This window comes from Accumulibacter sp. (genome assembly GCF_023806565.1).
Lineage (GTDB): Bacteria > Pseudomonadota > Gammaproteobacteria > Burkholderiales > Rhodocyclaceae > Accumulibacter.
In genome coordinates this window covers 47330-73433 of sequence record NZ_JAMTDV010000115.1, presented here as the reverse complement: position 1 = coordinate 73433, position 26104 = coordinate 47330, and the positions used below count along the sequence as shown (strand labels likewise).

Genomic DNA, 26104 nt, shown 5'->3' with positions numbered 1-26104 from the left:
GGCGGGACACGAACGCAGCGGAACCCGTAGTCCCTGACCCTATTCATGGCGATGGCGATCCGGCACGCGGAGCGCAGGCTCACGGGCGAATTGACGAAGGAACCGCCGCGAAAAACCCGCCTGCCGAAATTCGACATCGTCGACACGATTGGTCCCCGCGGATTGCTCCGACTTCTTGCCGAATACTTGCCGTACGCGTCCCAGCACCATTCCCACACGTTGCCGTGCAGGTTGTGCAGCCCCCACGCGTTGGCGCGTTTCGTGGCCACCGGCTGCAAACGGTCGTCGCTGTTCCCGGCGTGCCAGGCGTAGGCGTCGAGGCCAGCGGGATCGTCACCGTAGCAGTAGCCCGTGGTGCTGCCGGCGCGGCAGGCGTATTCCCATTCGGCTTCGGTCGGCAGGCGATAGCTGTCGGCACGCCAGTCGCAGCGCCAGCGCCAGCACCCGAAGCGCTGCGAGTAACAAGGCCGATAGCCGGCGCGGCGCGACAGCCGGTTGCAGAAGTCGACTGCTTCGGTCCAAGACATTCCGGTGGCTGGCACGCCGCTCGGCTCGGCCGCTGCCGCTGCCGGCTGCATGATCTCGCGGTAAAGCGCCACGGTGACCGGAGTGATCGCCATGTGAAACGGCGACAGCGTCGCTGCATGCTGCGCCTTGTCGTCGCCAGAGGCCATCCCGTCGGCGGCGGACGACCCCATGCGGAAGGATCCGCCCGGCAGGTCGACCATCGACAGTGGCGCGTCGACCACCCGCTGCGGCAGTTTCTGCGGGCGAACCGGATTGACCTCGTCGAAAACCGGCTTCGCCGTGGCACCGAGCCAGCCGAGCCCGGCGAAGAGCGCGAGCCAGGCAAGCGCCCACGCCGGCGCCGCCGATGCCGCTACCCGGCACGGCCGCCACCAAGACGAGCAACCGGGGGTGGTGGCGGCGCCCCAGCGGCGTGGCCGCGAGAGCGCTGGTTCGAGGCAGCGACTGGCGCAAGCGCGCGCGGGCCATCGTCGGATCGGCAAATCACTCTGCGCCGCATGGCTGGATGCGCTGGCCGGGCAATGCCGATCAGAAGTCGAAGACCTGATTGCTTTCGAGCATCCTGGGCTTGTATTGCGCGGCGCAGGACTCGATTTCGGCCATCGTCAATTCGATCTGGCCGGGTTTCAGGTGGCTGACGTAGATCTCGGGGCGAGCCGTCAGCTTGCCCAGCTCGCCCGCCAGCATGCTCGGGCAAAGGTGCTTGGAAAGCTCGGCCAGACGCCGCTCACGGTTGGGAAAGGCGGTTTCGATCAGCAGGTAGCGCAGGTTCGGGATCCGGTTGAGCAGTGGCCAGAGCGCATCATTGACCGTGGTATCGCCGGTAAACACCAGGCTGCCTGCGCCGGAGTCGAGCTGATAGCCGACCGCCGGAACGGTATGCTCGGCGGGAAGCGCGGTGATCGTCCGCAGACCAAGCCGGACCGACTGCCCGAGGCGGATCGCGCGGTACTGCATGACCGCCTGCTCGCGACTGGGAATGACGCGGAAATCCGGCCAGATGGCCCAGTTGAAGATGTGCTTCGCGAGGACGCGGAGAGTGGCAGCGGCGGCATGCACGATCAGCGGCGTGTCGCGCAGATCGCTGACCGAGTCGATCAGCAGCGGCAGCGAAGCGATGTGATCGAGGTGCGAGTGGGTCAGAAAGACGTGATCGATCTTCGCCAGCTCGGCAAGCGGCAGATCGGCGACACCCGTACCGGCATCGATCAGAACATCGTCATCGACGAGGAGCGAAGTGGTGCGCAGATGGCTTCCGCCGATGCCTCCGCTACAGCCCAGAATCCTGACTCTCATGCTGGCGACGCCGCCCCTCGCTGCCTGGTGAATCCGCTCATCCACGCGGGCGCGCTGCCCGCCCCGAACCCTGCCGCCATCAGTTCTTCAGAAAAAACTCCATCTTCACTCCGGCAATCTCGATGCGGTCGTGATCCTCGAGTCGACGCGGCTGGGCGTCGATGACCCGGCCATTCAAGACCGGAAAGCTCGCTCCTTCGACGTGGGTCAGGAAGTAGCCCTGTGGCCGACGAGCGATCACCGCGACCTGGCCGGGCTTGCCGAGCGTCGTCAAGGTCTTGGTGAGTTGCAACTGGTGACCCGCATTGGCACCGCTGAGCAACTGGATGGCTGCTGGCGGCAAGGTCGGTGTCGGCGTTGCCGCGCCGCCCGCCGACGGGGTTCCCGCAGCGCTCGGGCCGACGCCCCGTACCGCTTCCGACCGCGCCGCCGTGCTCTTGTCGTACGCTGGCGCGTCGTTCTGCGCAGCGGCGGACGTGAAGTATTTCATCTTGTACTTGCCGAGCTCGATGACGTCACCGTCCTTCAGGAAGTGCTTCTTGATCGGGTGTCCGTTGACCAGTGTGCCGTTGGTGCTGTTCAGGTCCTCGAGAAAGGAATCGTTGAGAATGGTCACCACCGCAGCGTGTTCGCCGCTGATCGCCATGTTGTCGATCTGAATGTCGTTGTGCGCCTTGCGACCGATGCTCATCCGCTCCTTTTGCAACTGGATTTCCTTGAGAACCAGACCATCCATGCTGAGTACGAGCTTTGCCATCGCTTCCCTTCCTCAATCAAACCAGGACCACAGTTTAGACCAGCTCCCTCTGGCCGCCGGAAACTCGTGCAACACCTTGATCAGCACCACCGAAATGTTGTCATCGCCGCCATTCTCGTTCGCCATCTGCACCAGATGCGTCGCTGAGAATTCCAGATTATCCGAATGTCGCTCCAGCGATCTGTGGATTTGTTCCTCATCGACCAGATCGTAGAGGCCATCGGAGCAGAGCAGATAGACATCCCCCGGTCGCACGGGATACACGTGGATTTCGGTGTCGACCTCCGCCTCGACTCCGACGGCGCGGGTCACCAGATTGCGATGCGGCGAGTACTGTGCTTCTTCGGCCGAAATCAGGCCGCTGTCGATCTGCTCCTGCAATACCGAGTGATCGTGGGTCATGGCCACGAATTCTTCACCCCGCAAACGGTAAAGACGCGAATCGCCGACATGCGCCACGACGACCTGATCGTTGCAGAACACGGCTGCGACGAGTGTGGTGCCCATGCCGCCGAACTGCGACTGACCTTCGGAAGCACGAAAGATCGCCAGGTTCACGGCAGCAATCTGATCCAGCAGACACTGGCGCGCAAACGGTTGGCCAGTCCTGCTGTCCGTCTGGTGCGCCGCAGTCGACCGGAAAGCCGCTCCCAGTCTGGCGGACAGCAGCGTCGTCGCCATGCTGCTGGCGACTTCGCCGGCATTGTAGCCGCCCATGCCATCAGCCAGGATCGCCAGCCCATGGTTGGCGTCGGCAAAAACCGAATCCTCGTTCTGCTCCCGCACCAGACCGGGGTCGGTGCGAACGACGATCTCCAGAGCGCCCAAGAGGCTGATTGTCACCTACTCACTCCATTGCCGAGCAACGAGCCGGACTGATCGCGGGCGGTGCTGCGCTCGTGGCGGCAATTGTGCCAAGGCTAGCCTCCAAAAGGCAATTCGATGCCGAGACCGCGTTCGCGCGCCAGCAACTCGATCTCGGCGGCGACCGCCAGATCCTGGACCGCCATCCCTTGCGACTCGAACAGCGTGATCTGGTCGGGTGCCGAACGACCGGTCTGCCGACCGCTGATCACGTCTCCGAGCTCGACCAGTCGACGGGCGTGCAGACGCCCTTTTTCCAACAGCGGGAGCAGGTCGCCGGCCTCGCCGAGTGCCGTTTGCACGCTATCGACGACGATCGGTGAACAGAGCCTGACGACGTCTTCGCCCAACTCGCGGCGAATGAGCGAATTCGACCCGGCGGCGTTGACGTGCGTTCCCGGCGACAGCCACTCGGCATCGAACAGCGGAGCCGCCGCGCTCGTCACCGTGCTCACGATATCGCTGCCGCGCACCGCGTCTTCCGGAGAAGCAGCGGGGACGACGGCGAGCCCCAAGCGTTCGGACATTTTCGTGCAAAACGCCGCCAGGCGCTCGGCACGACGCGCATATACCTTTACTCGCTGCAACGGACGTACCGCCGCCAGCGCTTCAAGGTGCCCCTCTGCCTGCCAGCCGGCACCGAATACCCCGGCGATCTGCGCCTCGGGTCTGGCCAACCAGCTGGTGGCGACTCCGGAGGCGGCGGCAGTCCGCGTCATCCCCAGCCGATCGGCCTCGATCACCGCACGCAGCCGACCGCTGGACGCGCCATACAGATAGACGAGGAAACGCACCCCGCTCCGGTTGCTGGTGTAGGCCTTGTAGCCAATCGCATCGAGCCGTGGCACCGCGCCCTGCAGGATGTGCAAGGTCGTCTGCGGCAGGCGAGTACGCTGCCGGGGAACGTCGTACGCCTGCCCCGACGAAAGATCACGGTGCACGGCCTCGACGGCAGTCAGCGCCAGTGGCATGGTAAGCAGCCGTTCCACGTCGGCTTCGGCAAGAAACAGTGCCATCCTCTTATCCTCGAATCCTCAGTCAGTCGATCGGCAAGCAATCACCGCTGCCGCCGCCAGCAGCCACCGGCGAAGCTGACCGGTGATTTTACCGGCAAATCACTCGACCCAGAGGATCGGCCGGCAAACGCTTCCCGACTTGCCAGCCGATCGCTTGGCGTCTGTCCTGCAGCAGCCAGGCCGTGCCCGGCACGCAAGCAAAAAAAGGGCGCCGCGTGGCGCCCTTGCGGGGAGAGACTTCAGGACGGCCAGCGAGGCCGCAATCAATAGTGGTAGGCCGTTTCGCCGTGCGAGGTGATGTCGAGGCCTTCGCGTTCTTCCTCTTCCGGCACCCGCAGACCGATGACCATATCGACCAGCTTGTACGCCACGAGGGAAACGCCACCCGACCAGACGATCACAGTACCGACACCCCACAACTGGCTGATCACCTGGGCAGTCATGTCGAAGTCGCCGACCTTGTTGAGCACGTAATCATAGACGCCGGTGCCACCAAGCGCCGGATCGACGAAGACACCGGTCAGAATTGCTCCGAGCATGCCGCCAACGCCATGGACGCCAAAGACGTCGAGCGAATCGTCGGCACCGATCAGGCGCTTCAGTCCATTGACACCCCACAGGCAGATGACGCCCGCCAGAAGGCCGATGACGATGGCGCCCACGACACCGACGTAGCCGGCGGCAGGAGTGATCGCCACGAGGCCCGCCACCGCGCCGGAAGCTGCGCCGAGCATCGAGGGCTTGCCCTTGATCATCCATTCTGCCAGCATCCAGGACATCGCCGCGCAGGCAGTCGCCACCCAGGTATTGACCATCGCCAGCGCAGCACCGCCACTTGCTTCGAGCGCCGAGCCGGCGTTGAAGCCGAACCAGCCAAACCACAACAGCGAGGCACCGATCATGGTGAAGGTCAGGCTGTGCGGCGCCATCGACTCGCGACCATAGCCAATCCGCTTGCCGATGAGGACCGCTCCGACCAGTCCGGCCATGGCGGCATTGATATGAACGACGGTGCCGCCGGCAAAGTCGAGAGCGCCCTTCTGGAACAGGAAACCGGCAGTCTTGGTCGCCGCGTCACCGGTGGCCGCGTCGAGATAGACATCGGGGCCCGCCCAGTACCAGACCATGTGCGCCATGGGCAGGTAGGAAAGGGTAAACCAGATCACCATGAACACCAGGATCGCGGCAAACTTGGCGCGTTCGGCAAAGGCACCGACGATCAGCGCGCAGGTAATCGCAGCGAATGCCCCCTGGAAGATGACATATGCCAGTTCGGAAACCCCGACCCCCTTGGTGAATGTCGCCGCCACCGAGTCGGGAGTGATTCCCTTCAGGAAGAGCTTGTCGAGCACGCCGAAGAAGCCGTTGCCTTCGGTGAATGCCACGGAGTATCCGTAGATCACCCAGAGCACGGTGATCAGCGAGAAGGTCACGAAAACCTGCATCAGCACCGAGAGCATGTTCTTGGTCCGGACCAGTCCGCCGTAAAACAGCGCCAGTCCGGGAATCGACATCAGGATGACGAGCGCCGCACTGGTCATCAGCCAGGCGTTGTCGCCCTTGTTGACGGTTGCTGCCGGCGCCGCAGGCTCGGCGGCTGCCGGCTCGGCCGCAGCTGCTGCCGATGCCGTGGAGGTGGACACCGCGGTAGCGGGCGTCGCGGGTTTGTCGTCGGCCCAGACAGGAGTGCCAATGCTGACGGCACCCAGCAGGGCAAGGATGGCGAATGTGCGTCTCATGATTTGCTCTCCTTACAGGGCTTCTTCACCGGTTTCGCCGGTGCGAATGCGAATGACTTGTTCAATTGCCGAGATGAATATCTTGCCGTCGCCAATCTTGCCGGTACTGGCAGATTTTTCGATCGCCTCGATCACCTGGTCGAGCAGGGCGTCGCTGATCGCTGCTTCGACCTTGACCTTGGGCAGGAAATCGACGACGTACTCTGCACCTCGATACAGCTCGGTGTGACCCTTCTGGCGCCCGAAGCCCTTGACTTCGGTGACGGTGATTCCCTGTACGCCGATCGCCGACAGGGCTTCTCGAACTTCGTCAAGCTTGAACGGCTTGATGATGGCGGTTACCAGTTTCATGTTGCACTCCATGGCATGGAGGGCGCAGCCCCCCGGGTTTTACGAATGATTGGCTAAGAGGTCGGGCTGAGCGAAACCATGTAAATGGCAGCGACAAACGAGCCGGTGACGAGAACGGGATTCTTCATAGAGGGCCTCAGAACGAGAAAGAATATTGTGGTCGGTTTGAAGCACTTTCCGTGCCACATCTTTTTTCCACCATAAATCAGAGCGATCTCTACGGTCGCCAGTGCCTGACCAGAGCGACCGCACTGCGATGGCGCAAGCGGAAGAAACGATGCACTAATTTGGTGCGATCCAAGAAGCCACGGATGCTTGTGCTACACTCTTTCCGCTCTGCAACCACTCTTGCTGCCCGGTGATCGCCATGCTCGAACCGAACAAATTCCTGGAAGACCTTGGCGCGCGTCTGAGCGCCCTCATTGCCGCCAGTCCGGCGGCCGACCTCGAAAAGAACGCGCGAACGCTGCTCGCCAGCGGCTTTGCCAAGCTCGATCTGGTCAGTCGCGAGGAATTCGACATTCAGGCGCAGGTGCTCCAGCGCACCAGGGAGAAGCTGAAGGAACTCGAAGCGCGGCTCGACCGGCTGGAGAATCCACCGGACCAGCCCGTCTGAAGACAGTGAGCCGGGGCGCCGGCGGCGTTCGCGCGGACCCGGCGCCCTGCCACCGGCGCCGTTGATCACAGTCGATGCCGCTCGCCATCGTCCACAGCCGTGGTCTCGACGGACTTGCCGCTCCGGAAGTGGCCGTCGAGGTGCATCTGGCGGGTGGCCTGCCAAGCGTTACGCTGGTCGGACTGCCCGATACCGAGGTCAAGGAGGCCCGCGATCGAGTACGTGCGGCGCTGCAGAATGCGGGCTTCGAGTTTCCCCGCAAGCGCATCACGGTCAACCTCGCGCCGGCCGATCTGCCGAAGGAATCCGGCCGGTTCGATCTGCCGATTGCCTTGGGCATCCTGGCTGCCTCGGGTCAGGTTCCGGCCAAGGCATTGGCCGGGCACGAGTTCGCTGGCGAGCTGTCGCTCTCCGGCGAACTGCGGCCGATCCGCGGGGCGCTGGCGATGGTCCTCGCCGCTGGCCGCATCGGCCGAAGCTTCGTCCTGCCGACCGGCAGTGCTCGTGAAGCGGCGCTGGCAGGCCAGGTGCAGGTGCTCACCGCGGACACCCTGCTCGAAGTTTGCGCGCATCTTCGCGGGCATGCGACGCTGCCGGAATGTCTTGCCGACGAACTGGCGTCGGACGACAGCGGAGATTATCCCGATCTCGTCGACGTCCGCGGCCAGGTGCAGGCCAAACGCGCACTCGAAATCGCCGCCGCTGGAGCACACTCGCTCCTGCTCGCCGGCCCGCCGGGTAGCGGCAAGTCGATGTTGGCCGGCCGCCTGCCCGGCTTGCTGCCGCCGATGACGCACACAGCTGCCCTCGAGTCGGCCGCCGTCCTGTCGCTGGCCGGACAGTTCCGCCCCGAATCCTTCGGCCGTCACCCGTACCGGGCACCCCACCACACGGCTTCCACGGCAGCCCTGGTTGGTGGCGGCAGCACGCCGCATCCCGGCGAAATCTCGCTGGCGCATCACGGCGTGCTGTTTCTCGACGAAATTCCCGAATTCGACCGCCGGGTGCTCGAAGCGCTGCGCGAACCGCTCGATTCTGGACGCATCCACATTTCGCGCGCTGCCCGACAAGCGGAGTTTCCCGCCCAGTTCCAGCTCATCGCGGCGATGAACCCATGTCCCTGCGGTTATTTCGGCGATTCCCGCGGGCGCTGCCGGTGCACGCCGGACCAGGTCCTGCGCTACCGCAGCAAGCTTTCCGGGCCGCTCCTGGACCGCATCGATCTGCAGGTCGAGGTTCCGGCAGTTCCCGCGGAAGTGCTGCAAGGAGTCCCGGACGGCGAAACCTCGGCCACCGTACGCGAACGCGTGCGGCAGGCTCGGCAACGGCAACTCGCGCGCCAAGGGAAAGCCAATGCGCGCCTGAGCAACCACGAAATCGATCGCTACTGCCAGCCAGAAGCCGCTGCCGCGACACTGTTGAAACAGGCGATCACTCACTTCGAGCTTTCGGCGCGCGCCTTTCATCGCTTGCTCAAGGTTGCACGAACGATTGCCGATGTCGCGGGCAGCGAGACCATCCGGCCGCAGCATGTCGCCGAGTCCGTACAGTACCGCCGCTTCGCGAAGGATTGACCTGCCTCGCCCGCGACTGCCGGAAAGTGCGGATGGCGCCAGCCTCTTTCTGCTCGTCCGCGGCGCGCTGGCGTGCCGCTTCGCCGCCAGCTTCCTCCACGCCGATGCTGGCCGTCGGCTTGGGCAGCTTCGCGTGGGCCAGAGTGTTCGCCACCGCGCTCCGGCAAGGGCGTGCTTCGCCTGCACCTCGTGTCGCCTAGCTACCGTAGCTCGCTGGCTGCCGCCTTCGCCTATACTCGTGCCTTGTTCGCAACCACTGGAGCCGGCATGTTCGCGAAACTTCTTGCAGGAACCGTTCTTGGCGCAGCGATCGCGTGCCTTCTCGCCGCCTGCGACGCCGACAGGTTGAGCAGACTCAAACCCGGGGTGACCTCGGCCAATGAGGTCCGCGAGCTCATGGGTCAACCGAACCTGGAATGGAAGGACGAAGACGGTACTCGCACCTGGGAATATCCGCGCATGCCGGAGGGCATCGTCAATTACATGGTGGTGATTGGGCCCGACGACGTCTTGCGCGAGGTGCGCCAAGTCCTGACCGAGGAGAATTTCGCCAAGGTCAAGGCCGGCATGACCGGCAGGGAAGTCCGAAGACTGCTCGGCCGGCCGGCGCATCAGCGCTACTTCTCGTTGCAGCAGGAAACGGTCTGGGACTGGAAGACCAAGGTGGATCCGGGAATGGTCTGGTACTTCAACGTTCATTTCAACGACGACGGCGTCGTGACCAGAACCAGCACCAACTTCGTCGCCAAGGGCTGAATTCGAGGCGACGGGCGACGCTTGCTCGCGCCGCGGCGCCACCCTACGAGCCGGGCGACGCTCCGCCAAGCGCACGTTGCACCAGCCACCGGCTGCAATCGGCAAGCTGATTGGGCACGGTGTCCGGGGGTATACTTGGCTTCTTTCGACGAGACCCTGGGAGGCTGCGTGGAATCGCTGCGCATTACGCTTGAACAATCCGAGATCCCGACGCACTGGTACAACGTCGTCGCCGACCTGCCCCATCCACCGCCACCGCCGCTGGGCCCGGACGGCAAACCCGTCGCCGCCGAGCAGATGGGACTGATCTTTCCGACAGCGATTCTCGAACAGGAAATGTCGGCCGAACGCTGGATCCCGATCCCGGACGCGGTACGCGAAGTCTATCGGCTGTGGCGTCCTTCGCCTCTGATTCGTGCTCGCCGACTCGAAGAGTTGCTCGGCACGCCGGCAAGGATTTACTACAAGTACGAAGGTGTCTCGCCGGCAGGCTCGCACAAACCCAATACGGCCGTACCGCAGGCCTTCTACAATCGGCAGGCGGGTATCCGGCGCATCACCACCGAGACCGGGGCCGGCCAATGGGGTTGCTCGATGGCTTTCGCCGGGCAGATGTTCGGCCTCGACGTGCGCGTGTACATGGTCAAGATCAGCTATCAGCAGAAGCCCTTCCGCCGCTCGATGATGCAGACCTGGGGTGCGGAGGTCTTCGCCAGCCCGTCGCCGATGACGCAGACCGGTCGCGATCTGCTGGCGAAGGATCCGGCGAACCAGGGCTCACTCGGCATCGCCATTTCGGAAGCCGTCGAGGAGGCCGCGTCACGCCCCGACACCAGCTACGCGCTGGGCTCGGTGCTCAACCACGTGGCGCTGCATCAGACGATCATCGGCCAGGAAGCAAAGGCGCAGTTCGCAAAGGTCGGTGATTGGCCGGATGTCGTCTTTGCGCCCTGCGGCGGCGGTTCGTCGTTTGCCGGCGCGGCCTTTCCGTTCCTTGCCGACAACGCAGCCGGCGGCCGCCAGGGCAGGCCGACACGACTGGTTGCGGTCGAGCCGACTTCCTGCCCGACGCTGACCAAGGGGACCTATGCCTACGACTTCGGCGATGCTTCCGGCTTCACGCCGCTGATGAAAATGTACACGCTCGGGCATGATTTCATGCCGCCGGGAATACACGCCGGCGGCCTGCGCTACCACGGCGATTCGCCGCTCGTCTCGCAGCTCTACCATGACGGCCTGATCGAGGCCGTGGCGGTTTCGCAACTGGCAACCTTCGAGGCCGGAGTGACCTTCGCCCGCGCCGAAGGGGTCATTCCCGCGCCTGAATCGAATCACGCGATTCGTGCAGCCATCGACGAGGCGCTGCGCTGCAAGACAAACGGCGAAGCAAGAACGATTCTTGTCAATCTCACGGGCCACGGTCATTTCGACATGGCAGCGTACGACCGCTATTTCGCGGGCGAACTCGAAGATTTCGAATATCCGGTCGAAGCCATCCGGGATTCACTCAAACGCCTGCCAAAAGTCGGATGAGTGCAGCGATACGGCTTGCCGTCTTTCTTCTCGTCCTGGCCAACCTGCTCTTTCTGGTTTGGGCGCGAGGCTACCTAGGTGCCCCGTCGAGCCCTGATGCGCGGCGCATCGAGCAACAGTTGCAGGCCGACCAACTGAACATCGTCGCGCGTGGCGAACCTCCGGGCAATGCAGGCCGCGAGCCAGAAAGGGCCCGCGAGCGGAAGGCTGGCGAAAGCTGTCAATTGTGGAGCGATCTGGCAAGTGCGGAGGCTGATCGCATCGAGCGTTTGCTCGTCGAACAGTTCGCAGGTTTCCGCGCGACGCGGCGGACAGTAGCCGAGAACAGCGGTTACTGGGTGTTCGTTCCGCCACTCGCCAGCCGCGAGGAAGTACGCAAGAAGACAGCCGAACTGCAGCAGTTGGGAATCGACGATTTCTTTGTCGTGCAGGCTGCCGGCCCCAATCAGCTGGCCATTTCCCTCGGCACGTACCGCACCGAGGAAGCAGCCAGCGCCGGCCTTGCGATGCTGCAGGGAAAAGGAGTCAAGTCCGCCAGAATGGGAGAACGCAAGGGCCGGCCACCGTTCAACATCCTTGAGATCCGCGGCCCGGAAGGGGAGGCGGAGGCGCTGCGCCAGGCGATCGTCGGGCTGCTGCCCAAGGCCAGCCCGTCGGCGTGCAAGATCGTGGCAGCGCCATGAACTTCATCGTCGGCCTGACCGGCGGAATCGGAAGCGGCAAGAGCACCGTCGCCGAGCTCTTCGTCCACCACGGTGCTGCCTTGGTCGACACGGACGCCATCGCGCATGCTCTGACCGCAGCGGGCGGCGCGGCCATGGCGGCAATCGTGGCAGCATTCGGTGACGGCGTCGTCGATGCCAGTGGCGCGCTCGACCGTGCCGCGATGCGCAGCCTGGTTTTCTCCGACCACACCGCAAAAGGCAGACTCGAGGCCATTCTGCATCCGCTGATCCGGCAGCAGAGTGAGTCGCTCTGCAATGCGGCAGTCACCGCCCCATACGTGCTGCTGGTCGTGCCTCTGCTGATCGAAACCGGTGGCTATCGCCGGCGTGCCGATCGAATTCTAGTCGTCGACTGCGAAGAGAGCGCCCAGGTTGCGCGCGTCCAGGCACGCAGCGGCCTGACTGGCGAGGCAGTCAGGGCGATCATGGCAACGCAGGCTTCGCGGGCGCAACGGCGGGCAGCGGCGGACGATGTGCTGATCAACGATGGCGGGCTGGACGCCTTGCTGCCACAGATCGAAGCGCTTCATCGGAGATATCTCGGGCTGGCCAGGGACAAAGCTCGCGCCGACCGTTGAGGTTTTGCTGCAAATGCCTCAGAATTATCCAAAATCCCGTTCCCGACGCTGGCGGCTGTGTGATCACCTACGAATATCCCTTCAATGAACGCATACGCACGCTGTTGCGGCTGGAGGATCTGTTCCACAAGGCGAACAGCTTCCTGCAGCGGGATGGATCGCAGGAACACCACGTCGTTCTCCTGACGCTGTTTGAGATTCTTGACGTGGCCGGGCGTGCCGACCTGAAAATGGATTTGATCCAGGAACTGGAACGCCAGCGCCAGAGTCTGTTGGGTTTCCGCAACAATCCGGACATCTCCGAGGAAGCGCTGTCGGGCGCCCTCTATGGAATCGAGCAGGCCTCGGCGGCCCTGCTCGGCATGACGGGCAAGATTGGCCAGCATTTGCGCGACAACGACTGGCTGATGAGCATCAAGAGCCGTGCCAGCATTCCCGGTGGCGTCTGCGAATTCGATTTGCCCTCCTATCATTACTGGCGGCATCAGGCTCCTGGTGTGCGGCGCGACGCGCTGCTCGCCTGGCTGCAACCGCTGCTGCCACTGCGCGACGCGTTGGCGATCGTCCTGCGTCTGTTGCGTGCCAGCGGGCGCCCCGAGCATCACGTCGCCACCGGCGGCGCCTTTCAGTTGATGCTTGGCGGCAGCAGTTCGCAGATGGTGCGCATCTCGCTCAAGCTGCACGATCCCTACATTCCTGAAATCAGCGCCAACAAGTACGCGCTCAACATTCGTTTCACCCGTCCCGACAGCGATCACCGGCCGCGTCACTGCGATAGCGACGTCGAGTTCGATATGCTGTTCTGCAACCTCTGAGGGATCGCCGGTCGCACTCCGCGTCGTGACGTGGGCGCGGCGATCGCTGCTGCCGCACCACCGTCGGAACGGACCGGACGCGGATCAGGAGGATACTGCACATGCTGAGAACGATGTTCCGCACGCTCGACCAGCCCGGGCTCTGGGCAATCACCCTGTCGGCAGCAGGCATCCTGCTGGTGACCATGGGGGCACGACAGTCACTGGGTCTGTTCGTCTCGCCGCTCAACACCAGCACCGGCCTTGGCATTGCATCGATCAGTCTGGCGATGGCGGTCGGCCAGTTGACCTGGGGAGCCGTACAGCCGTTCGCGGGAGCAGCCGCGGACCGCTTCGGGCCGGGTCGCGTACTGGTCGCGGGCTTGCTGTTACTGGCTCTCGGCAGTGCGATCACGCCGTTCATGGGGAGCACCTGGGGCCTCGTCGCATCGCTCGGCCTGTTCTCGGCCATCGGCTCGGGAGCCGGCAGCTTTTCGGTATTGATTGGCGCATCGAGCCAGCGCCTGCCACTCGAAGCGCGTGGCGCCGCATCCGGCGTGATCAATGCCGGCGGGTCGTTGGGTCAATTCGTTTTCGCTCCGATTCTGCAGATGTTGATTCAGCTTCTTGGCTGGATGGGGGCAATGTGGTCACTGGCTCTGATGACGCTCACGGCACTGCCCTTGGTCGGGGTACTGGCGAAGCCGGCCGAGCATTCGTCAAGACACGCAGCCAGCGACGCGGGCCTGTGGCAAAACGTCCGACTGGCGATGGGCGATCGCAGCTACCAGTTGCTGAACCTGGGTTTCTTCACTTGCGGCTTCCATATCGCTTTCCTCGTGACTCATTTGCCGGGCGAGGTGGACCTGTGTGGTCTGCCATCGACGGTCGCCAGCTGGTCGCTGGCAATCATCGGCTTGTTCAACATCTTCGGCAGCCTCTATGCCGGTTCCTGCGTCGCCCGTTATCGCAGCAAGTACGTGCTGTTCTGCATGTATTCTTCGCGCGCGCTGCTGGTAGCGCTCTATCTGGTCGCACCGAAGACCGATCTGACCTTCTATCTTTTCGCAGCGGGGCTCGGGTTCACCTGGCTGGCGACGGTACCGCCGACTGCCGCCATCGTCGGCAAGCTTTTCGGCGTGCGCTACCTCGGCACGCTCGTCGGTTTATCGCTGCTCGCTCATCAGATCGGCGGCTTCCTCGGCGCCTATCTTGGCGGCATTGCACTCGCTCGCTTCGGTGACTACGCCTGGATGTGGTATGCCGACATGGCACTGGCAACGGCGGCAGCACTGGTCAATTTGCCGATCCGCGAAGCGCGGCTGCCGAAACCGGCCGCATCCAGGTTGCCGGCATGACGGCCGGGAATCGTCTCGCACAGCCGGTCGGTGAGCTGCTCAGCGACTGGAGGGTACCGCCATACCCGCCGGGAAAGCAGTTGCAGGGGCGTTTCGCACGGCTCGAACCACTGCGCGCCGAGCTGCACGCAGCCAGTCTCCATGCGGCGAATTCGCGCGACGCGGACGGGCGGAACTGGACCTATCTGCCGTATGGTCCGTTTGACGGCCTCGACGCTTACCGTTCGTGGATGGAAAGCTACTGCGTCGGTCGCGACCCGCTGTTTTATGCAATCGTAGAGCAGCAATCCAGTCTCGCGCTGGGCGTGGCAAGCTACCTGCGGATCACACCTGCGAACGGCTGCATCGAGCTGGGGCATATCCACTTCTCCCCCCCCATGCAGCGTACCCCGGCGGCCAGCGAAGCAGTGATTCTGCTGATGAAACACGCTTTCGAGCTGGGTTATCGACGCTGCGAGTGGAAGTGCGACGCGCTCAATGCACCATCGCGTGCCGCCGCGGAACGCTTTGGCTTCTCGTTCGAGGGTATTTTCCGGCAAGCCGCGGTAGTCAAGGGGCGCAATCGCGACACTGCCTGGTACGCGGTCATCGACGGGGAGTGGCCGGAACTGGCAGCGGCTTTCGCACGCTGGCTTGACCCCAACAATTTTGACCCCGCTGGCCAGCAACGCCTGACCCTATCGAGCCTGACGGCGCAGGTTCGCAGCATCCACCGCGAGGCGGGCGACTGAGCGGACCAGCGGCTATACTTTGCAGGTGACCAGGGCTGGCGCCAGTTTGGCCAAAGGATGCAGGCAATGAGATCGCGTGACCGAAGATTCTGGGCGTGGGCAGAGGCGCTTGATCTGCTGCAGGGCTGCGAACGGCTGCCGCGCCGATTCTTTACACTCGAAAGTCTGCACTCGGTGCCCTGCTGGGAACCATCGATCGACCTGTACGAGAATGGCGACGAGCTCAGCGTGCTGGTGGCGCTGCCCGGGGTCAGTTCGCGGCAGGTCGAGGTGGTTCTCGACGACACCGGTCTCGTCGTGCGCGGCGAGCGGCCGATGCCGTCGGCCTGCCAGCGAGCCGCCATCCATCGCCTGGAAATACCGTATGGACGCTTCGAGCGCCGGATCGTACTGCCACCAGGAAACTATCGCTTGCACGAGCAGTTCCTGGAAGACGGCTGCCTGGTGCTCGTTCTCCATCACCTCTGATCGGACGAGAGCATGGCAACCGACAAGAGCGAGCCGAGCCGAGGACGCCGGGACGATAGCGATGGTGTGCTCGTGATTCCAGACGACGCGATGGTCATCGTGCCGATTCGCAACGTGGTTCTGTTTCCAGGAATGATCCTGCCGCTGACCATCGGCCGTGAGCAGTCGATGCTGGCGGCGCAGCAGGCAGTCAAGACCGAGCGTCCGGTGGGGATTCTCCTCCAGCGCAATGCCGAGGTCGAGGTACCGGAACCCGACGATCTCTGCCTGGTCGGAACGCTGGCCAACATCCTGCGCTACGTGACCTTGCCGGATGGCAGCCATGTCATCGTCTGCCAGGGACTGCAGCGTTTTCGCATCGTCGATTACCTCTCCGGCTATCCTTTTCCGGTGGCGCGTATCGGACGAATCGACGAGCCCGACGCGACCGACAGCCAGATCGAAGCGCGCGTGATCCAGCTCCGGGAACGCGCGCTGGAGGTCCTGCAGTTCCTGCCGCAGGTTTCACAGGAGTTGCTGGCTGCGGTGAAGAGCCTGGGGCAGGCGGGATCCCTCGCCGACCTCATAGCCAGCGTTTCCGAATTCAAGATTGCCGACCGGCAGCGGATCCTCGAGACGGTCGACCTGCAGCGGCGGCTCGACCTGGTGGTCGACTGCCTGCAGGCGCGTCTCGAGGTGTTGCGCCTGTCGCGCGAGCTCGACGAGCGAACCAAGGCCAACATCGATCAGCGACAGCGCGAATACCTCCTGCGTGAGCAGTTGAGGTCGATCCAGAAGGAGCTCGGCGAAGGCGAAGGCGGCAGCGGCGTGGAGATCGATACCTTGCGCAAGGCCATCACCGATGCGGAAATGCCCGAAGAGGTGGCAAGCCAGGCAAACAAGGAGCTCAAGCGTCTGGAACGTATGGCGGACGGTTCGGCAGAGTACTCGATGGTGCGCGCCTATCTCGACTGGTTGATCGAATTGCCGTGGAAGGAACCCGAACCCGATCGCATAGAGATTGCCGAAGCGCGCCGCATCCTCGACGCTGATCACTTCGGCCTCGACCAGGTCAAGAAGCGAATCATCGAGTTTCTTGCGGTACGCAAGCTCAACCCGGGCGGGCACGGGCCGATCCTGTGTTTCGTCGGGCCTCCCGGAGTGGGCAAGACCTCGCTCGGGCAGTCGATCGCCCGGGCGCTGGGCAGAAAGTTCGTCCGGGCATCGCTCGGCGGCGTCCATGATGAGGCGGAAATCCGCGGCCATCGCCGCACCTATATTGGTGCCCTGCCCGGCAACATCATCCAGGCGATCCGCAAAGCCGGCTCGCGCGGCTGCGTAATGATGCTCGACGAGATCGACAAGCTTGGTGCCGGCATCCAGGGCGACCCGTCCGCGGCGCTGCTCGAGGTGCTCGACCCCGAACAGAACAATACTTTCCGTGACAACTATCTGGCCTTGCCTTTCGATCTGTCACGAATGCTGTTCATCACCACGGCAAACGTGCTCGACAACATTCCGGGCCCGCTGCGTGACCGCATGGAGATCATCCAGCTACCAGGTTACACGCAGGAGGAAAAGCGCGAGATTGCGCGGCGTTATCTGGTCGCGCGGCAGATCACGCAGAACGGCCTCAAGGAAGGGCAGATCGAGTTCTCGGCGCCGGCGCTGGCGGCGATCATCCGCGATTACACGCGGGAAGCCGGAGTGCGTTCGCTCGAACGCGAAATTGGAGCAGTTTGTCGGCGGGCGGCGGTCAATATCGCCGAAGGCACTATCGCGTCGATGCACGTCGACGAAGCGGACCTCGCGGCAATTCTCGGACCGGTGAAGTACGACAACGAGGTCGCGCTGCGTACTGGTCTTGCCGGGGTGGCCACCGGCTTGGCGTGGACGCCGATCGGCGGCGACATCCTGTTCATCGAAGCAAGCCGTACGGCGGGCGACGGCGGGCTGATCCTCACCGGGCAACTGGGTGATGTCATGAAGGAATCGGCGCAGGCGGCACTGACTCTGGTAAAGACTCGTGCCACCAGCCTCGGGATCGACCCGCACAGCTTCGAGAAGACCAGCGTGCATGTGCATGTGCCGGCAGGAGCGATCCCAAAGGATGGTCCGAGTGCCGGTGTGGCGATGTTCATCGCATTGGCATCGCTCTTCGTCGATCGGCCGGTACGCAATGATACGGCGATGACTGGCGAAGTCAGCCTGCGTGGACTCGTACTGCCGGTCGGCGGCATCAAGGACAAGGTACTTGCCGCGATGCGCGCCGGAATCCAGCGCGTACTGCTGCCGGCCCGGAACCGCCGGGACCTCGAGGAAGTACCGCCGGAGGCGAAAGAGCGACTCGAGTTCGTCTTCCTGGAAAATGTTGATGATGCCGTACATCATGCCATGCCGCAGTGAGCGCCCGCAGCGCTCCCGGTCGTCTTGAGCGGCTGGAAATTTTCACGCCGGGCGATGCCATTCGAGGAGATGGAGATGAAACTACGTCACGGATTATTCCGGCTTGGCGCGTGCGCGCTGCTGACAGTTGCTCTTGCCGCAAGAGCAGCGTCACCCGCTCCCGAGATAGCGCACGCCAGTGGGAGAATCGGCGACGACGACCCGATCGAAATCGAGGCCATGCGCCAGGCGCATAACCTGCAAGTGGTTTTTGCGCTGAAGGGAAGCGGCTCGTATCTGGCCGACGTCGGAATCAGCATCTACCACTCGAGCGGGGAGAAGGTACTGGTGACCCGGTCACCGGGTCCCTTCTTTTTTGCCACGCTGGGCCCAGGGCAATACCGCATTGACGCGGAGTTCAAGGGGAAGACGCTCAGCAAGTCATTTGCCATTGGCCAGCGCGGTCGCCGCGATCTGTATTTCTATTGGGAAACCGAGTAGTCGGTCGAGCAGCAAGCGGCGCAAGCGCCGGCTGACACCGACCACTCAGTCCGACGGCATTCCCACCGCAGCTGGGCGTGCTCGCGACGACCGCGGCAGACGCTTTCAGCGCTGCCGCCGGTACAGCCCGACAAGCTCGCACCTGGCCAGAACGTGACCTTGCATGGCGCCCTCCAGCCGGGCCTTGGTCGGGTGCTCAAGGTCGGGCAGTACGACGTCGAGCGCAAAGAGCTTGTGGAAATAGCGGTGCGTACCGACCGGGGGACAGGGTCCTCCGTAGTCGACGCGCTGCCAGTCGTTGCGTCCCGCCAGGGTCCCCGGCGGTAGTATGGCAACTCCCTCGGCCAGGCTCGCGACCTGTGGCGGGATGTTGTAGAGCACCCAGTGCACCCAGGTCATCCGCGGCGCCGCCGGATCGGGCGCATCCGGGTCATCGACGATCAGCACGAAGCTCTTCGTGCCCGCGGGTGCGTCGACCCAGGCAAGCGGCGGCGAAATGTTGGCGCCATCGCAGGTGTGACGAGGCGGAATCGTTCCGTTGTGAAGAAAGGATTGCGAGCGAAGCGTAAGGTCGGCAGCGATTCCTGCTTGTGATCGGTCCGCCATGATCCTGCTCCTACGCTGCTCGGTCATTGCCATCACTGTAGTACATGCGATGCTCCATTTCCATGTCCCGCCTGACTTTTCTACTGGCAAACGGCGACGCACGACCTATCATGAAGTATTGATGCACGATTTCCCTCGTGTATCCCTCTGTACGATTTTTCAGGAGCTTTGTCATGAATAGCAGATCCATACTTCCCGGCTTTCGACCGGTTCGCCACGATCGCCTGCTGCACGAGACCGAGCACGACAGCTACATGGCCAAGGGGAAACTGCCCGAACCGACCGTCTGTGAACACTGCGGAGCCGTTTACCACGCCGGGCGCTGGCAATGGGGAATCGCCGCCACAGCCGATGCACATCGGGCGAGCTGCCCTGCCTGCCAGCGTGTGCGCGATCATTATCCGGCCGGTTTCGTTTTTCTCGAAGGCGATTTCCTGCAAACGCATCGGCCAGAGATTGTCCATCTGGTATACAACGAGGCCGAGCGTCAGCGTAGCGAGCATCCCCTGCAACGGGTGATGTCGATCGACGAGGCGGAAAGCGGAGTCAATGTCAGCACCACCGACATTCATCTGGCACGGACCATCGGCGAAGCCGTGCACCGTGCTTACGGGGGCGAACTCGAATTTCATTACAACCCCGAGCAAATGTTGCTGCGGGTGCATTGGTCAAGGTGATCGACACCGCGGTGTCGCTCCATCCAGCGCACGCGGCACGTGCCAACAATGCTGAGGAAAGCAGAAGGTGACGGTCGAAAGCCGGGAGCTGCATCGGCTGCTCGAAGAAGTGCAGGACGAGGTACGCGCGACCGCACACCTGACCGGCTGCGCAGCGCTTGGGCAACGAGTGCTGCAGGTTCTGCGCACAGTGCCGCGGCATGCCTTTGTCCCGGCGGAACTGGCCGAGAGCGCCTATGCCAACCACCCGCTGCCGATCGGGCATGGACAGACCATCTCGCAACCGTATATCGTCGCCTTGATGACTGCCCTGATCCAGCCCGAGGAGGAAGACGTGGTGCTCGAAGTGGGCACGGGCTCCGGCTACCAGGCGGCGATCCTGTCGCGACTGGTCAAACAGGTGTACTCGCTGGAAATCATCGACACGCTCGCCGCGCAGGCGAGCCAGCGCCTGCAGCAGCTCGGCTACGACAACGTGGAAGTGTGTACGGGGAACGGACATCTGGGCTGGCCGGAGCACGCCCCCTACGATGCGATTGTGGTCACCGCCGCTGCGCCGAGCGTGCCGCGCGCATTGATCGAACAGCTCAAGCCCGGGGGGACGCTGATCATTCCGGTCGGCGGCCGCCACTTCGGACAGGATCTGCTGAAGATCAACAAGGACGAGTATGGTCGCCTCAGCGAAAGGTCGATTCTGCCGGTCATTTTCGTGCCATTGACCGGATCACCGGCTAATTGATCGAGTCGGGGAAGAATCTCCTCATTCCGCGCCTTCTCACCAACGCGTGTCGAGTCCATGCTCGGCGAGTTCGGCGGCACGCAGGACGGCGAGCGCCTTGTTCTGGGTTTCCTGCCATTCGCAGGCCGGATCCGAATCGGCGACGATGCCGGCACCGGCCTGCACGTGCAACTGGCCGTCCTTGATGATTGCGGTGCGGATCGCGATGGCCAGATCCATGTCCCCGTTGAAGCCGAGATAACCCACGGCTCCGGCATAAATGCCCCGTTTCACCGGCTCGAGTTCGTCGATGATCTCCATAGCACGGACCTTGGGCGCTCCGGAAACCGTGCCGGCCGGGAAAGTCGCCTTGAGCACGTCGAGCGCGTCCAGCCCAGGCCGCAACGTGGCCTCGACATTCGAGACAATGTGCATGACGTGCGAGTATCTCTCGACAATCATGTTTTCGGTCAGCTTGATCGTACCGACGCGCGCCACACGTCCGGCGTCATTGCGACCGAGGTCGAGCAACTGGAGGTGCTCTGCCCGCTCCTTTTCGTCGGCCAGCAGCTCGGCAGCGAGTTCCTGATCTTCCTCGAAGGAAACGCCGCGCCGGCGAGTGCCGGCAATCGGTCGAACGGTGACCTTGTCGCCTTCGAGGCGTACGAGAATTTCCGGCGAAGCGCCGACCACATGAAAGTCGTCGAAGTCGAAATAGAACATGTACGGCGACGGATTGAGCGAGCGCAGCGACCGATACAGCGCCATCGGGCTGGCCTTCATCGGCTTGCTCATGCGCTGCGAAAGCACGACCTGCATGATGTCGCCCTCGGTGATGTAGCGCTTTGCCTTGAGCACTGCGTGCCGGAACTGCGACTCGCCAAACATCGAGGTGGCCGGCTGGGAAGATTGCGGCGCGTCGGGCGGAATGCGTACCGGCTCGCGCAAACGGGCAAGCAGCTCGCGCAGGCTCGCCTGTGCCTTCTGATACGCACCGGGAACGCCCGGTTCCGCATAGACGACCAGCGTGAGCTTGCCGGACAGGTTATCGACCACGGCAATCTCTTCGGAAAGCAGCAGCACGATGTCCGGAATGCCGAGGTCGTCCGGCTTCTGCGAGCGCGTCAGCCGAGTTTCGATATAGCGCACGGTGTCGTAGCCGAAGCAACCGACGAGCCCGCCACAAAACCGCGGCAGGCCCGTGGTCGGAGCCGCACGAAAGCGCTTCATGTACTTCCCGATGAAGTCGAGCGGGTTGGTATCGTCCTCGCGTTCGGCGATGCGGTTGCCGTTGAGGACCAGCACCTGATGGCCATTGACCACGATCCGTGTCGGACTGGTCAGCCCGATAATCGAATAGCGGCCAAAGCGTTCGCCACCCTGTACCGATTCAAGCAGGTAGCTGTAGGGCGCGTTGGCCAGTTTCAGGTAGATCGACAACGGGGTATCGAGATCGGCAAAGGTCTCGAGTGTCACCGGGATGCGGTTGTAGCCTTCCGCGGCCAGGCGATTGAAATAGGCTTCGGTCATTGGGACTCCACTAGGAAACGCTGCAGAAATAAGCGCCCCCGACCTGCCCACGCCCGCAGCGTGGAGGCGACGAGTGCGCCTACGGGCGCCAGCTTTGCCAGGGCCAAGCCTCCAGCCCCAGGGCAGTGAGCAGCTGCAGTTCGTAGTGAAGGGGGGTCATGCGTGCGTCAGGCGCGTCGCCGCTTCGGCAAGGGTCAAGACTATACCATCACAGGCAAGTTCACGAACATCCCGTCCTTCGTTGTAGCCATAGGGCACCAGAAACACATGGCAGCAGGCGGCTCGGCCAGCGTGAAAATCGTGCACCGAATCGCCGATCATCAGCGCGTCGATGGGTGAGACCGCGAGGCGACCGCAAGCCCAAAGCAGAGGCATCGGATCCGGTTTCGGACGCGGCAGGACGTCGCCGCTGACGACTACGTCGAAAAAGTGAAGCAGTCCGGTGCGTTGCAGCAGCGGTATGGTAAAGGTCTCGGCCTTGTTGGTGATCACTCCCAAGGGCAGGGCAAGCGCCTTGAGCGCTTCCAGTCCTTCCATGACCCCGGGGAAAGGGGCGGCATTGTGACCATTCTCGCTGCTGTAATGCCGCCGGAAGCTGTCCAGGGCTTCCTTTGGCGGCGGCGTCGCGTCATCGGCGGCCGCCATCGACCCGGCAAGCAAGCGCTTCACGAGATTCGGAATGCCACGGCCGACATAGCTACGAATCGCTTCGAGCGACACCTCGGCACGGCCGAGATCACGCAGCATGCCGTTCGCCGCCGCCTGCAGATCGCGGACGGTGTCCAGCAAGGTGCCGTCGAGATCGAGCAGGACGGCGCGTACTGCCAGCGGCGAAGCCATCATGCCTTCTCCAGTTCAGCGCGCAGTGCCCCGATGATGCTGTCGTAACGGTTGCGGTCGCCGTTCCTGCCGCTGCCGAAAACCGCAGAGCCGGCAACGAAAGCGTCGGCTCCGGCGCGGGCAATTTCGGCGATGTTATCGACCTTTACCCCGCCGTCCACTTCGAGCCGGATACGCTGCCCGCCGGCGTTCTGGTGGGCGTCGATGCGGGCGCGTACGCGGGCCAGTTTGCGCAGTGTCGAAGGAATGAATTTCTGCCCACCGAAACCGGGATTGACGCTCATCAGCAGAATGATGTCGAGCTTGTCCAGCACGTAATCGAGATAATCGAGCGGTGTCGCCGGATTGAATACCAATCCCGCCTGACATCCGCTTTCGCGAATCAGCGCCAGGGTGCGATCCACATGCTCCGACGCCTCGGGGTGAAAGGTGATGATGTCGGCCCCCGCCCGAGCAAAATCGGGAACGATGCGATCGACTGGCTTGACCATCAGGTGCACGTCGATTGGCGCCTTGGTCAGCGGACGAATGGCCTCGCAAACCAGTGGGCCGACGGTGAGATTGGGAACGTAATGATTGTCCATAACGTCAAAGTGGATCCAGTCTGCGCCGGCCGCAATGACATTGGCGACTTCTTCGCCGAGCCTGGCGAAGTTGGCCGAGAGGATGCTGGGAGCAAGGACGTGCATGAGGGAAGCCCCGGAAGATGTCGCGGTCGATTCTAGCGCGAAACGTTGCTCCCGCTTAGAGTCCGCACTCGATTTCTCGGCAGGCTTGCCAGCACCGACAGATTGGTGTGGAATGCCGATTCCGACCGTTCCGACACTGGGTCCACATGTCCGAGAGCAAGAGATACGAAATCGCCGTCAGCGCACTCCCGCAATATATCGCCGAGCAGTCGGATCCCGCCAACGACAACTACGTCTTTGCGTACACGATCACCATCGAGAACGTCGGAAACGTTCCTGCACAGCTGGTTTCGCGGCACTGGATCATCACCGACGCCAGCGGCGAGGTGCAGGAAGTGCGCGGCCTTGGCGTCGTTGGCCGGCAGCCCTTGCTGCAGCCTGGCGAGCGCTTTACGTACAGCAGCGGCTGCCAGCTCGACACGCCGGTTGGCACGATGCGTGGCAGCTACCAGTTCACTGCCGTCGACGGCAGGCAGTTCGAAGCGGAAATCCCCGAATTCACCTTGGCAGTTCCGCACGTCCTGCACTGATCCACAGTCCTTGAGCCTTCGCCAGAGCTACACGCTGATCGCCCCGTTCTACGACGCGGCATTGAACGCAGCGACCCGTGCGGCGCGTTCGCGCAGTCTCGAATCGCTGCCGGTGGCCCGGGCGCGCGTGTTGCTCAGTGGTGTTGGCACCGGCCTGGACTTGCCCCTGCTGCCAACACAGCACAGCTATACGGGCGTCGATCTGACGCGTGCCATGCTCCGCCGCGCGGTGCCGCGCGCCGCGTCACTCGATTTCTGCTGCGTCCAAGCCGATGCGCAACGTCTGCCATTTTCCGACCACAGTTTCGATCATGCCATTCTCCATCTGATCCTCGCCGTCCTGCCGGATCCACTGGCCTGCCTGCGGGAAACGGCACGGGTGGTCGCACCCGGCGGCAATCTTCTCGTCTTCGACAAGTTTCTGCAACGAGGACAGCGAGCACCCGTGCGGCGGCTGCTGAATCCCGTGATTCGCCGAATCGCAACCCGACTGGACGTGGTTCTCGAGGAGTTGCTCGAGCAAACGCCGCAACTGATCGTCGAAAGCGATCAGCCGGCGCTGGTTGCCGGCTGGTTTCGACTGATTCGTCTGAAGCGGGTTTGACGGACATGAGGGCTCCAGACAGCCGCAAGGCTAGGCATCATGCCCGTTGTGCGCACCGCCCGTCTCTCACTTGCAAGCCGGGGTAAGGGGTCTCGTGCCCTGCTCTTGCGACGACCATCTCACGTGCGATAGTCGGCATTGATCTGCACATAGCCGTGCGAGAGATCACAAGTGTAAACGGTGGCATCGGCCGTACCGCGTCCCAATGCGATACGCACGCCAATCTCGGCCTCGCGCATGATCGCGGCACCGTCTTCCTCGCGGTAGGATGCCGGCCGCCCACCGTGCTCGGCTACCAGAATCTCGGTTCCCGCGCTGCTCAACCAGATGCGCACGCGCTCCACGTCAAGATCCTCCACTTCGGCGTAGCCGATCGCCGCCAGGATGCGACCGAGATTGGGATCGGAGGCAAAAAATGCGGTCTTCACCAACGGGGAGTGGGCGATCGCATAGCCGACATTTCTGCACTCCGCGCTGCTCCTCCCGCCTTCGACGGTGATGCTGATGAACTTGCTGGCGCCTTCGCCGTCGCGCACGATGGCTTGGGCAAGCTCGACGGCGACGGCAATGACCGCGGCGCGCAGCGCTTCGTAGCCGGGCGTCGTGGCCTCGGCAAAGGCAATTCCTGCCTGATCGGTGGCGATCAGGACGAAGGAATCATTGGTCGAGGTGTCGCCGTCAACAGTGATGCGGTTGAAGGACTCCTCGGCGGCTTCAGTGAGCAGTTGCTGCAGGACGGGCGTACCGATACCTGCGTCGGTGGCAATGAAAGCGAGCATGGTCGCCATATTCGGCCGAATCATCCCCGCTCCCTTGCTGATGCCGGTGATTGTGACCGTCTTGCCGTTGATTTCGACGCGTCGCGAAGCCGCCTTGGCAACCGTGTCGGTGGTCATGATCGCATTTGCGGCCGCATGCCAATGGTCGGCGCCCAGATCGGCTACGCATGCGGGTAGGCCCGCGAGCAACCGGTCCACCGGCAGCGGTTCGAGGATGACGCCAGTGGAAAACGGCAGAACCTGCCGGTCTTCGACTCCCAGTAACTGGCCGACGGCGGCGCAGGTCTGCACGGCGGCGAGCCACCCCTGCCTGCCGGTCCCGGCGTTGGCAATGCCCGTGTTGATCACCAGCGCGCGCATGTCGCTTCCCAATGCCAGGTGGCGGCGACAAACCTGTACGGGAGCGGCACAGAAACGGTTGGTGGTAAACACGCCGGCGACCCGGCAACCCGCGTCGAGCCAGACGAGCGTAAGGTCGCGCCGATCCGGCTTGCGAATGCCCGCTTCCGCCACGCCAAGTCGGACGCCGGCGACCGGAAAAATCTGATCGGGATCGGGGGTACAGTAATTGACGGGCATTAC

28 protein-coding genes are annotated in these 26104 nt (G+C 63.3%); 16 read left to right on the top strand and 12 right to left on the bottom strand.

Translation table 11 applies throughout. The features are described 5' to 3' along the window. From NFV80_RS13055 to glnK, 7 genes are all read right to left on the bottom strand, one after another. Positions 1-1010 (bottom strand): formylglycine-generating enzyme family protein (locus NFV80_RS13055; protein WP_295324980.1); only part of this gene is annotated, 1010 nt, incomplete at its 3' end. Between the two features lie 46 nt (positions 1011-1056). After that, positions 1057-1824: a 3',5'-cyclic-nucleotide phosphodiesterase gene (locus NFV80_RS13050; protein WP_295324977.1), complete on the bottom strand. Its 768-nt coding sequence runs from the start codon at positions 1822-1824 to the stop codon at positions 1057-1059. Between the two features lie 79 nt (positions 1825-1903). Beyond that, positions 1904-2581, bottom strand: a complete 678-nt coding sequence (locus tag NFV80_RS13045; protein WP_295324975.1) for an FHA domain-containing protein — start codon at positions 2579-2581, stop codon at positions 1904-1906. A 12-nt stretch (positions 2582-2593) separates the two neighbouring features. Continuing rightward, positions 2594-3424 (bottom strand): Stp1/IreP family PP2C-type Ser/Thr phosphatase, encoded by an 831-nt coding sequence (locus tag NFV80_RS13040; RefSeq protein WP_295324972.1) that lies wholly within the window; start codon positions 3422-3424, stop codon positions 2594-2596. 77 nt (positions 3425-3501) lie between these two features. Next, the gene (locus NFV80_RS13035; RefSeq protein ID WP_295324969.1) at positions 3502-4461 is read right to left on the bottom strand and encodes an ornithine cyclodeaminase family protein; all 960 of its coding nucleotides are present in this window, start codon (positions 4459-4461) and stop codon (positions 3502-3504) included. A gap of 263 nt (positions 4462-4724) precedes the next feature. Continuing rightward, complete coding sequence (gene amt / locus NFV80_RS13030; RefSeq protein ID WP_295324967.1) at positions 4725-6200, bottom strand: ammonium transporter; 1476 nt, start codon at positions 6198-6200, stop codon at positions 4725-4727. A gap of 12 nt (positions 6201-6212) precedes the next feature. Beyond that, positions 6213-6551, bottom strand: a complete 339-nt coding sequence (gene glnK, locus NFV80_RS13025) for a P-II family nitrogen regulator (protein ID WP_295324964.1) — start codon at positions 6549-6551, stop codon at positions 6213-6215. Between the two features lie 367 nt (positions 6552-6918). Between glnK and NFV80_RS13020 the strand changes: the two genes are divergently transcribed. The 12 genes from NFV80_RS13020 (at position 6919) to NFV80_RS12965 (ending at position 18549) form a co-directional block, all read left to right on the top strand. Then, complete coding sequence (locus NFV80_RS13020) at positions 6919-7167, top strand: accessory factor UbiK family protein (protein ID WP_295324962.1); 249 nt, start codon at positions 6919-6921, stop codon at positions 7165-7167. 74 nt (positions 7168-7241) lie between these two features. After that, the gene (locus NFV80_RS13015; RefSeq protein ID WP_295324959.1) at positions 7242-8741 is read left to right on the top strand and encodes a YifB family Mg chelatase-like AAA ATPase; all 1500 of its coding nucleotides are present in this window, start codon (positions 7242-7244) and stop codon (positions 8739-8741) included. A 267-nt stretch (positions 8742-9008) separates the two neighbouring features. Further along, entirely contained in the window at positions 9009-9497 is a 489-nt protein-coding gene (gene bamE / locus NFV80_RS13010; protein ID WP_295324957.1) for an outer membrane protein assembly factor BamE, read from the top strand. A gap of 168 nt (positions 9498-9665) precedes the next feature. Then, complete coding sequence (locus NFV80_RS13005; protein WP_295324954.1) at positions 9666-11030, top strand: TrpB-like pyridoxal phosphate-dependent enzyme; 1365 nt, start codon at positions 9666-9668, stop codon at positions 11028-11030. Next, positions 11027-11713: an SPOR domain-containing protein gene (locus NFV80_RS13000; protein WP_295324951.1), complete on the top strand. Its 687-nt coding sequence runs from the start codon at positions 11027-11029 to the stop codon at positions 11711-11713. Before NFV80_RS13005 ends, NFV80_RS13000 begins: the two co-directional genes overlap by 4 nt. Continuing rightward, entirely contained in the window at positions 11710-12333 is a 624-nt protein-coding gene (coaE, locus tag NFV80_RS12995; RefSeq protein WP_295324950.1) for a dephospho-CoA kinase, read from the top strand. Before NFV80_RS13000 ends, coaE begins: the two co-directional genes overlap by 4 nt. 59 nt (positions 12334-12392) lie before the next feature. Continuing rightward, positions 12393-13148, top strand: a complete 756-nt coding sequence (gene zapD / locus NFV80_RS12990; RefSeq protein WP_295324949.1) for a cell division protein ZapD — start codon at positions 12393-12395, stop codon at positions 13146-13148. 113 nt (positions 13149-13261) lie between these two features. Then, the gene (locus tag NFV80_RS12985; protein WP_295324985.1) at positions 13262-14485 is read left to right on the top strand and encodes an MFS transporter; all 1224 of its coding nucleotides are present in this window, start codon (positions 13262-13264) and stop codon (positions 14483-14485) included. Then, positions 14482-15216, top strand: coding sequence for a GNAT family protein (locus NFV80_RS12980; protein WP_295324946.1), 735 nt, complete (start codon positions 14482-14484; stop codon positions 15214-15216). Before NFV80_RS12985 ends, NFV80_RS12980 begins: the two co-directional genes overlap by 4 nt. 66 nt (positions 15217-15282) lie before the next feature. Beyond that, the gene (locus NFV80_RS12975; RefSeq protein ID WP_295324943.1) at positions 15283-15684 is read left to right on the top strand and encodes an Hsp20/alpha crystallin family protein; all 402 of its coding nucleotides are present in this window, start codon (positions 15283-15285) and stop codon (positions 15682-15684) included. 12 nt (positions 15685-15696) lie between these two features. Beyond that, on the top strand, positions 15697-18069 hold the full coding sequence (gene lon, locus NFV80_RS12970; protein WP_295324942.1) for an endopeptidase La: 2373 nt from the start codon (positions 15697-15699) through the stop codon (positions 18067-18069). A gap of 75 nt (positions 18070-18144) precedes the next feature. Next, on the top strand, positions 18145-18549 hold the full coding sequence (locus NFV80_RS12965) for a carboxypeptidase regulatory-like domain-containing protein (protein ID WP_295324940.1): 405 nt from the start codon (positions 18145-18147) through the stop codon (positions 18547-18549). 105 nt (positions 18550-18654) lie between these two features. On the opposite strand, the gene NFV80_RS12960 is transcribed toward NFV80_RS12965, so the two are convergent. Continuing rightward, the gene (locus NFV80_RS12960; RefSeq protein ID WP_295324937.1) at positions 18655-19155 is read right to left on the bottom strand and encodes a YbhB/YbcL family Raf kinase inhibitor-like protein; all 501 of its coding nucleotides are present in this window, start codon (positions 19153-19155) and stop codon (positions 18655-18657) included. A gap of 173 nt (positions 19156-19328) precedes the next feature. On the opposite strand from NFV80_RS12960, the gene NFV80_RS12955 reads away from it, so the two are divergent. Then, positions 19329-19832, top strand: a complete 504-nt coding sequence (locus NFV80_RS12955) for a BCAM0308 family protein (RefSeq protein ID WP_295324936.1) — start codon at positions 19329-19331, stop codon at positions 19830-19832. 67 nt (positions 19833-19899) lie between these two features. Then, positions 19900-20571, top strand: a complete 672-nt coding sequence (locus NFV80_RS12950) for a protein-L-isoaspartate(D-aspartate) O-methyltransferase (protein WP_295324933.1) — start codon at positions 19900-19902, stop codon at positions 20569-20571. A gap of 36 nt (positions 20572-20607) precedes the next feature. On the opposite strand, the gene trpE is transcribed toward NFV80_RS12950, so the two are convergent. The 3 genes from trpE to rpe all read right to left on the bottom strand — a co-directional run bounded on the left by trpE (position 20608) and on the right by rpe (position 23609). Then, positions 20608-22080 carry an anthranilate synthase component I gene (trpE, locus tag NFV80_RS12945; protein WP_295324930.1) on the bottom strand — a complete coding sequence of 491 codons (1473 nt, stop codon included), beginning with the start codon at positions 22078-22080 and terminating at the stop codon, positions 20608-20610. 156 nt (positions 22081-22236) lie between these two features. Then, on the bottom strand, positions 22237-22923 hold the full coding sequence (locus NFV80_RS12940; protein WP_366143434.1) for a phosphoglycolate phosphatase: 687 nt from the start codon (positions 22921-22923) through the stop codon (positions 22237-22239). Next, complete coding sequence (gene rpe / locus NFV80_RS12935; RefSeq protein WP_295324928.1) at positions 22920-23609, bottom strand: ribulose-phosphate 3-epimerase; 690 nt, start codon at positions 23607-23609, stop codon at positions 22920-22922. The genes NFV80_RS12940 and rpe overlap by 4 nt, the downstream gene beginning before the upstream one ends. Positions 23610-23755: 146 nt before the next feature. Here rpe and apaG point away from each other — a divergent pair, with 146 nt between their 5' ends. Then, positions 23756-24139, top strand: coding sequence for a Co2+/Mg2+ efflux protein ApaG (gene apaG / locus NFV80_RS12930; RefSeq protein ID WP_295324925.1), 384 nt, complete (start codon positions 23756-23758; stop codon positions 24137-24139). Positions 24140-24149: 10 nt separating this feature from the next. Next, positions 24150-24743, top strand: coding sequence for a class I SAM-dependent methyltransferase (locus tag NFV80_RS12925; protein ID WP_295324923.1), 594 nt, complete (start codon positions 24150-24152; stop codon positions 24741-24743). Positions 24744-24862: 119 nt separating this feature from the next. On the opposite strand, the gene argJ is transcribed toward NFV80_RS12925, so the two are convergent. Continuing rightward, on the bottom strand, positions 24863-26101 hold the full coding sequence (gene argJ, locus NFV80_RS12920; RefSeq protein WP_295324920.1) for a bifunctional glutamate N-acetyltransferase/amino-acid acetyltransferase ArgJ: 1239 nt from the start codon (positions 26099-26101) through the stop codon (positions 24863-24865). Between the last annotated feature and the right edge of the window lie 3 nt (positions 26102-26104).

What these genes read in the sequence shown, in the direction of transcription:
- NFV80_RS13050 (WP_295324977.1), bottom strand. Translation starts at nt 1,824, where the DNA reads ATGAGAGTCAGGATTCTGGGCTGTAGCGGAGGCATCGGCGGAAGCCAT.
- NFV80_RS13045 (WP_295324975.1), bottom strand. Translation starts at nt 2,581, where the DNA reads ATGGCAAAGCTCGTACTCAGCATGGATGGTCTGGTTCTCAAGGAAATC.
- NFV80_RS13035 (WP_295324969.1), bottom strand. Translation starts at nt 4,461, where the DNA reads ATGGCACTGTTTCTTGCCGAAGCCGACGTGGAACGGCTGCTTACCATG.
- amt (WP_295324967.1), bottom strand. Translation starts at nt 6,200, where the DNA reads ATGAGACGCACATTCGCCATCCTTGCCCTGCTGGGTGCCGTCAGCATT.
- glnK (WP_295324964.1), bottom strand. Translation starts at nt 6,551, where the DNA reads ATGAAACTGGTAACCGCCATCATCAAGCCGTTCAAGCTTGACGAAGTT.
- NFV80_RS13020 (WP_295324962.1), top strand. Translation starts at nt 6,919, where the DNA reads ATGCTCGAACCGAACAAATTCCTGGAAGACCTTGGCGCGCGTCTGAGC.
- NFV80_RS13015 (WP_295324959.1), top strand. Translation starts at nt 7,242, where the DNA reads ATGCCGCTCGCCATCGTCCACAGCCGTGGTCTCGACGGACTTGCCGCT.
- bamE (WP_295324957.1), top strand. Translation starts at nt 9,009, where the DNA reads ATGTTCGCGAAACTTCTTGCAGGAACCGTTCTTGGCGCAGCGATCGCG.
- NFV80_RS13000 (WP_295324951.1), top strand. Translation starts at nt 11,027, where the DNA reads ATGAGTGCAGCGATACGGCTTGCCGTCTTTCTTCTCGTCCTGGCCAAC.
- coaE (WP_295324950.1), top strand. Translation starts at nt 11,710, where the DNA reads ATGAACTTCATCGTCGGCCTGACCGGCGGAATCGGAAGCGGCAAGAGC.
- NFV80_RS12985 (WP_295324985.1), top strand. Translation starts at nt 13,262, where the DNA reads ATGTTCCGCACGCTCGACCAGCCCGGGCTCTGGGCAATCACCCTGTCG.
- NFV80_RS12980 (WP_295324946.1), top strand. Translation starts at nt 14,482, where the DNA reads ATGACGGCCGGGAATCGTCTCGCACAGCCGGTCGGTGAGCTGCTCAGC.
- NFV80_RS12975 (WP_295324943.1), top strand. Translation starts at nt 15,283, where the DNA reads ATGAGATCGCGTGACCGAAGATTCTGGGCGTGGGCAGAGGCGCTTGAT.
- lon (WP_295324942.1), top strand. Translation starts at nt 15,697, where the DNA reads ATGGCAACCGACAAGAGCGAGCCGAGCCGAGGACGCCGGGACGATAGC.
- NFV80_RS12965 (WP_295324940.1), top strand. Translation starts at nt 18,145, where the DNA reads ATGAAACTACGTCACGGATTATTCCGGCTTGGCGCGTGCGCGCTGCTG.
- NFV80_RS12960 (WP_295324937.1), bottom strand. Translation starts at nt 19,155, where the DNA reads ATGGCGGACCGATCACAAGCAGGAATCGCTGCCGACCTTACGCTTCGC.
- NFV80_RS12955 (WP_295324936.1), top strand. Translation starts at nt 19,329, where the DNA reads ATGAATAGCAGATCCATACTTCCCGGCTTTCGACCGGTTCGCCACGAT.
- trpE (WP_295324930.1), bottom strand. Translation starts at nt 22,080, where the DNA reads ATGACCGAAGCCTATTTCAATCGCCTGGCCGCGGAAGGCTACAACCGC.
- NFV80_RS12940 (WP_366143434.1), bottom strand. Translation starts at nt 22,923, where the DNA reads ATGATGGCTTCGCCGCTGGCAGTACGCGCCGTCCTGCTCGATCTCGAC.
- rpe (WP_295324928.1), bottom strand. Translation starts at nt 23,609, where the DNA reads ATGCACGTCCTTGCTCCCAGCATCCTCTCGGCCAACTTCGCCAGGCTC.
- apaG (WP_295324925.1), top strand. Translation starts at nt 23,756, where the DNA reads ATGTCCGAGAGCAAGAGATACGAAATCGCCGTCAGCGCACTCCCGCAA.
- argJ (WP_295324920.1), bottom strand. Translation starts at nt 26,101, where the DNA reads ATGCCCGTCAATTACTGTACCCCCGATCCCGATCAGATTTTTCCGGTC.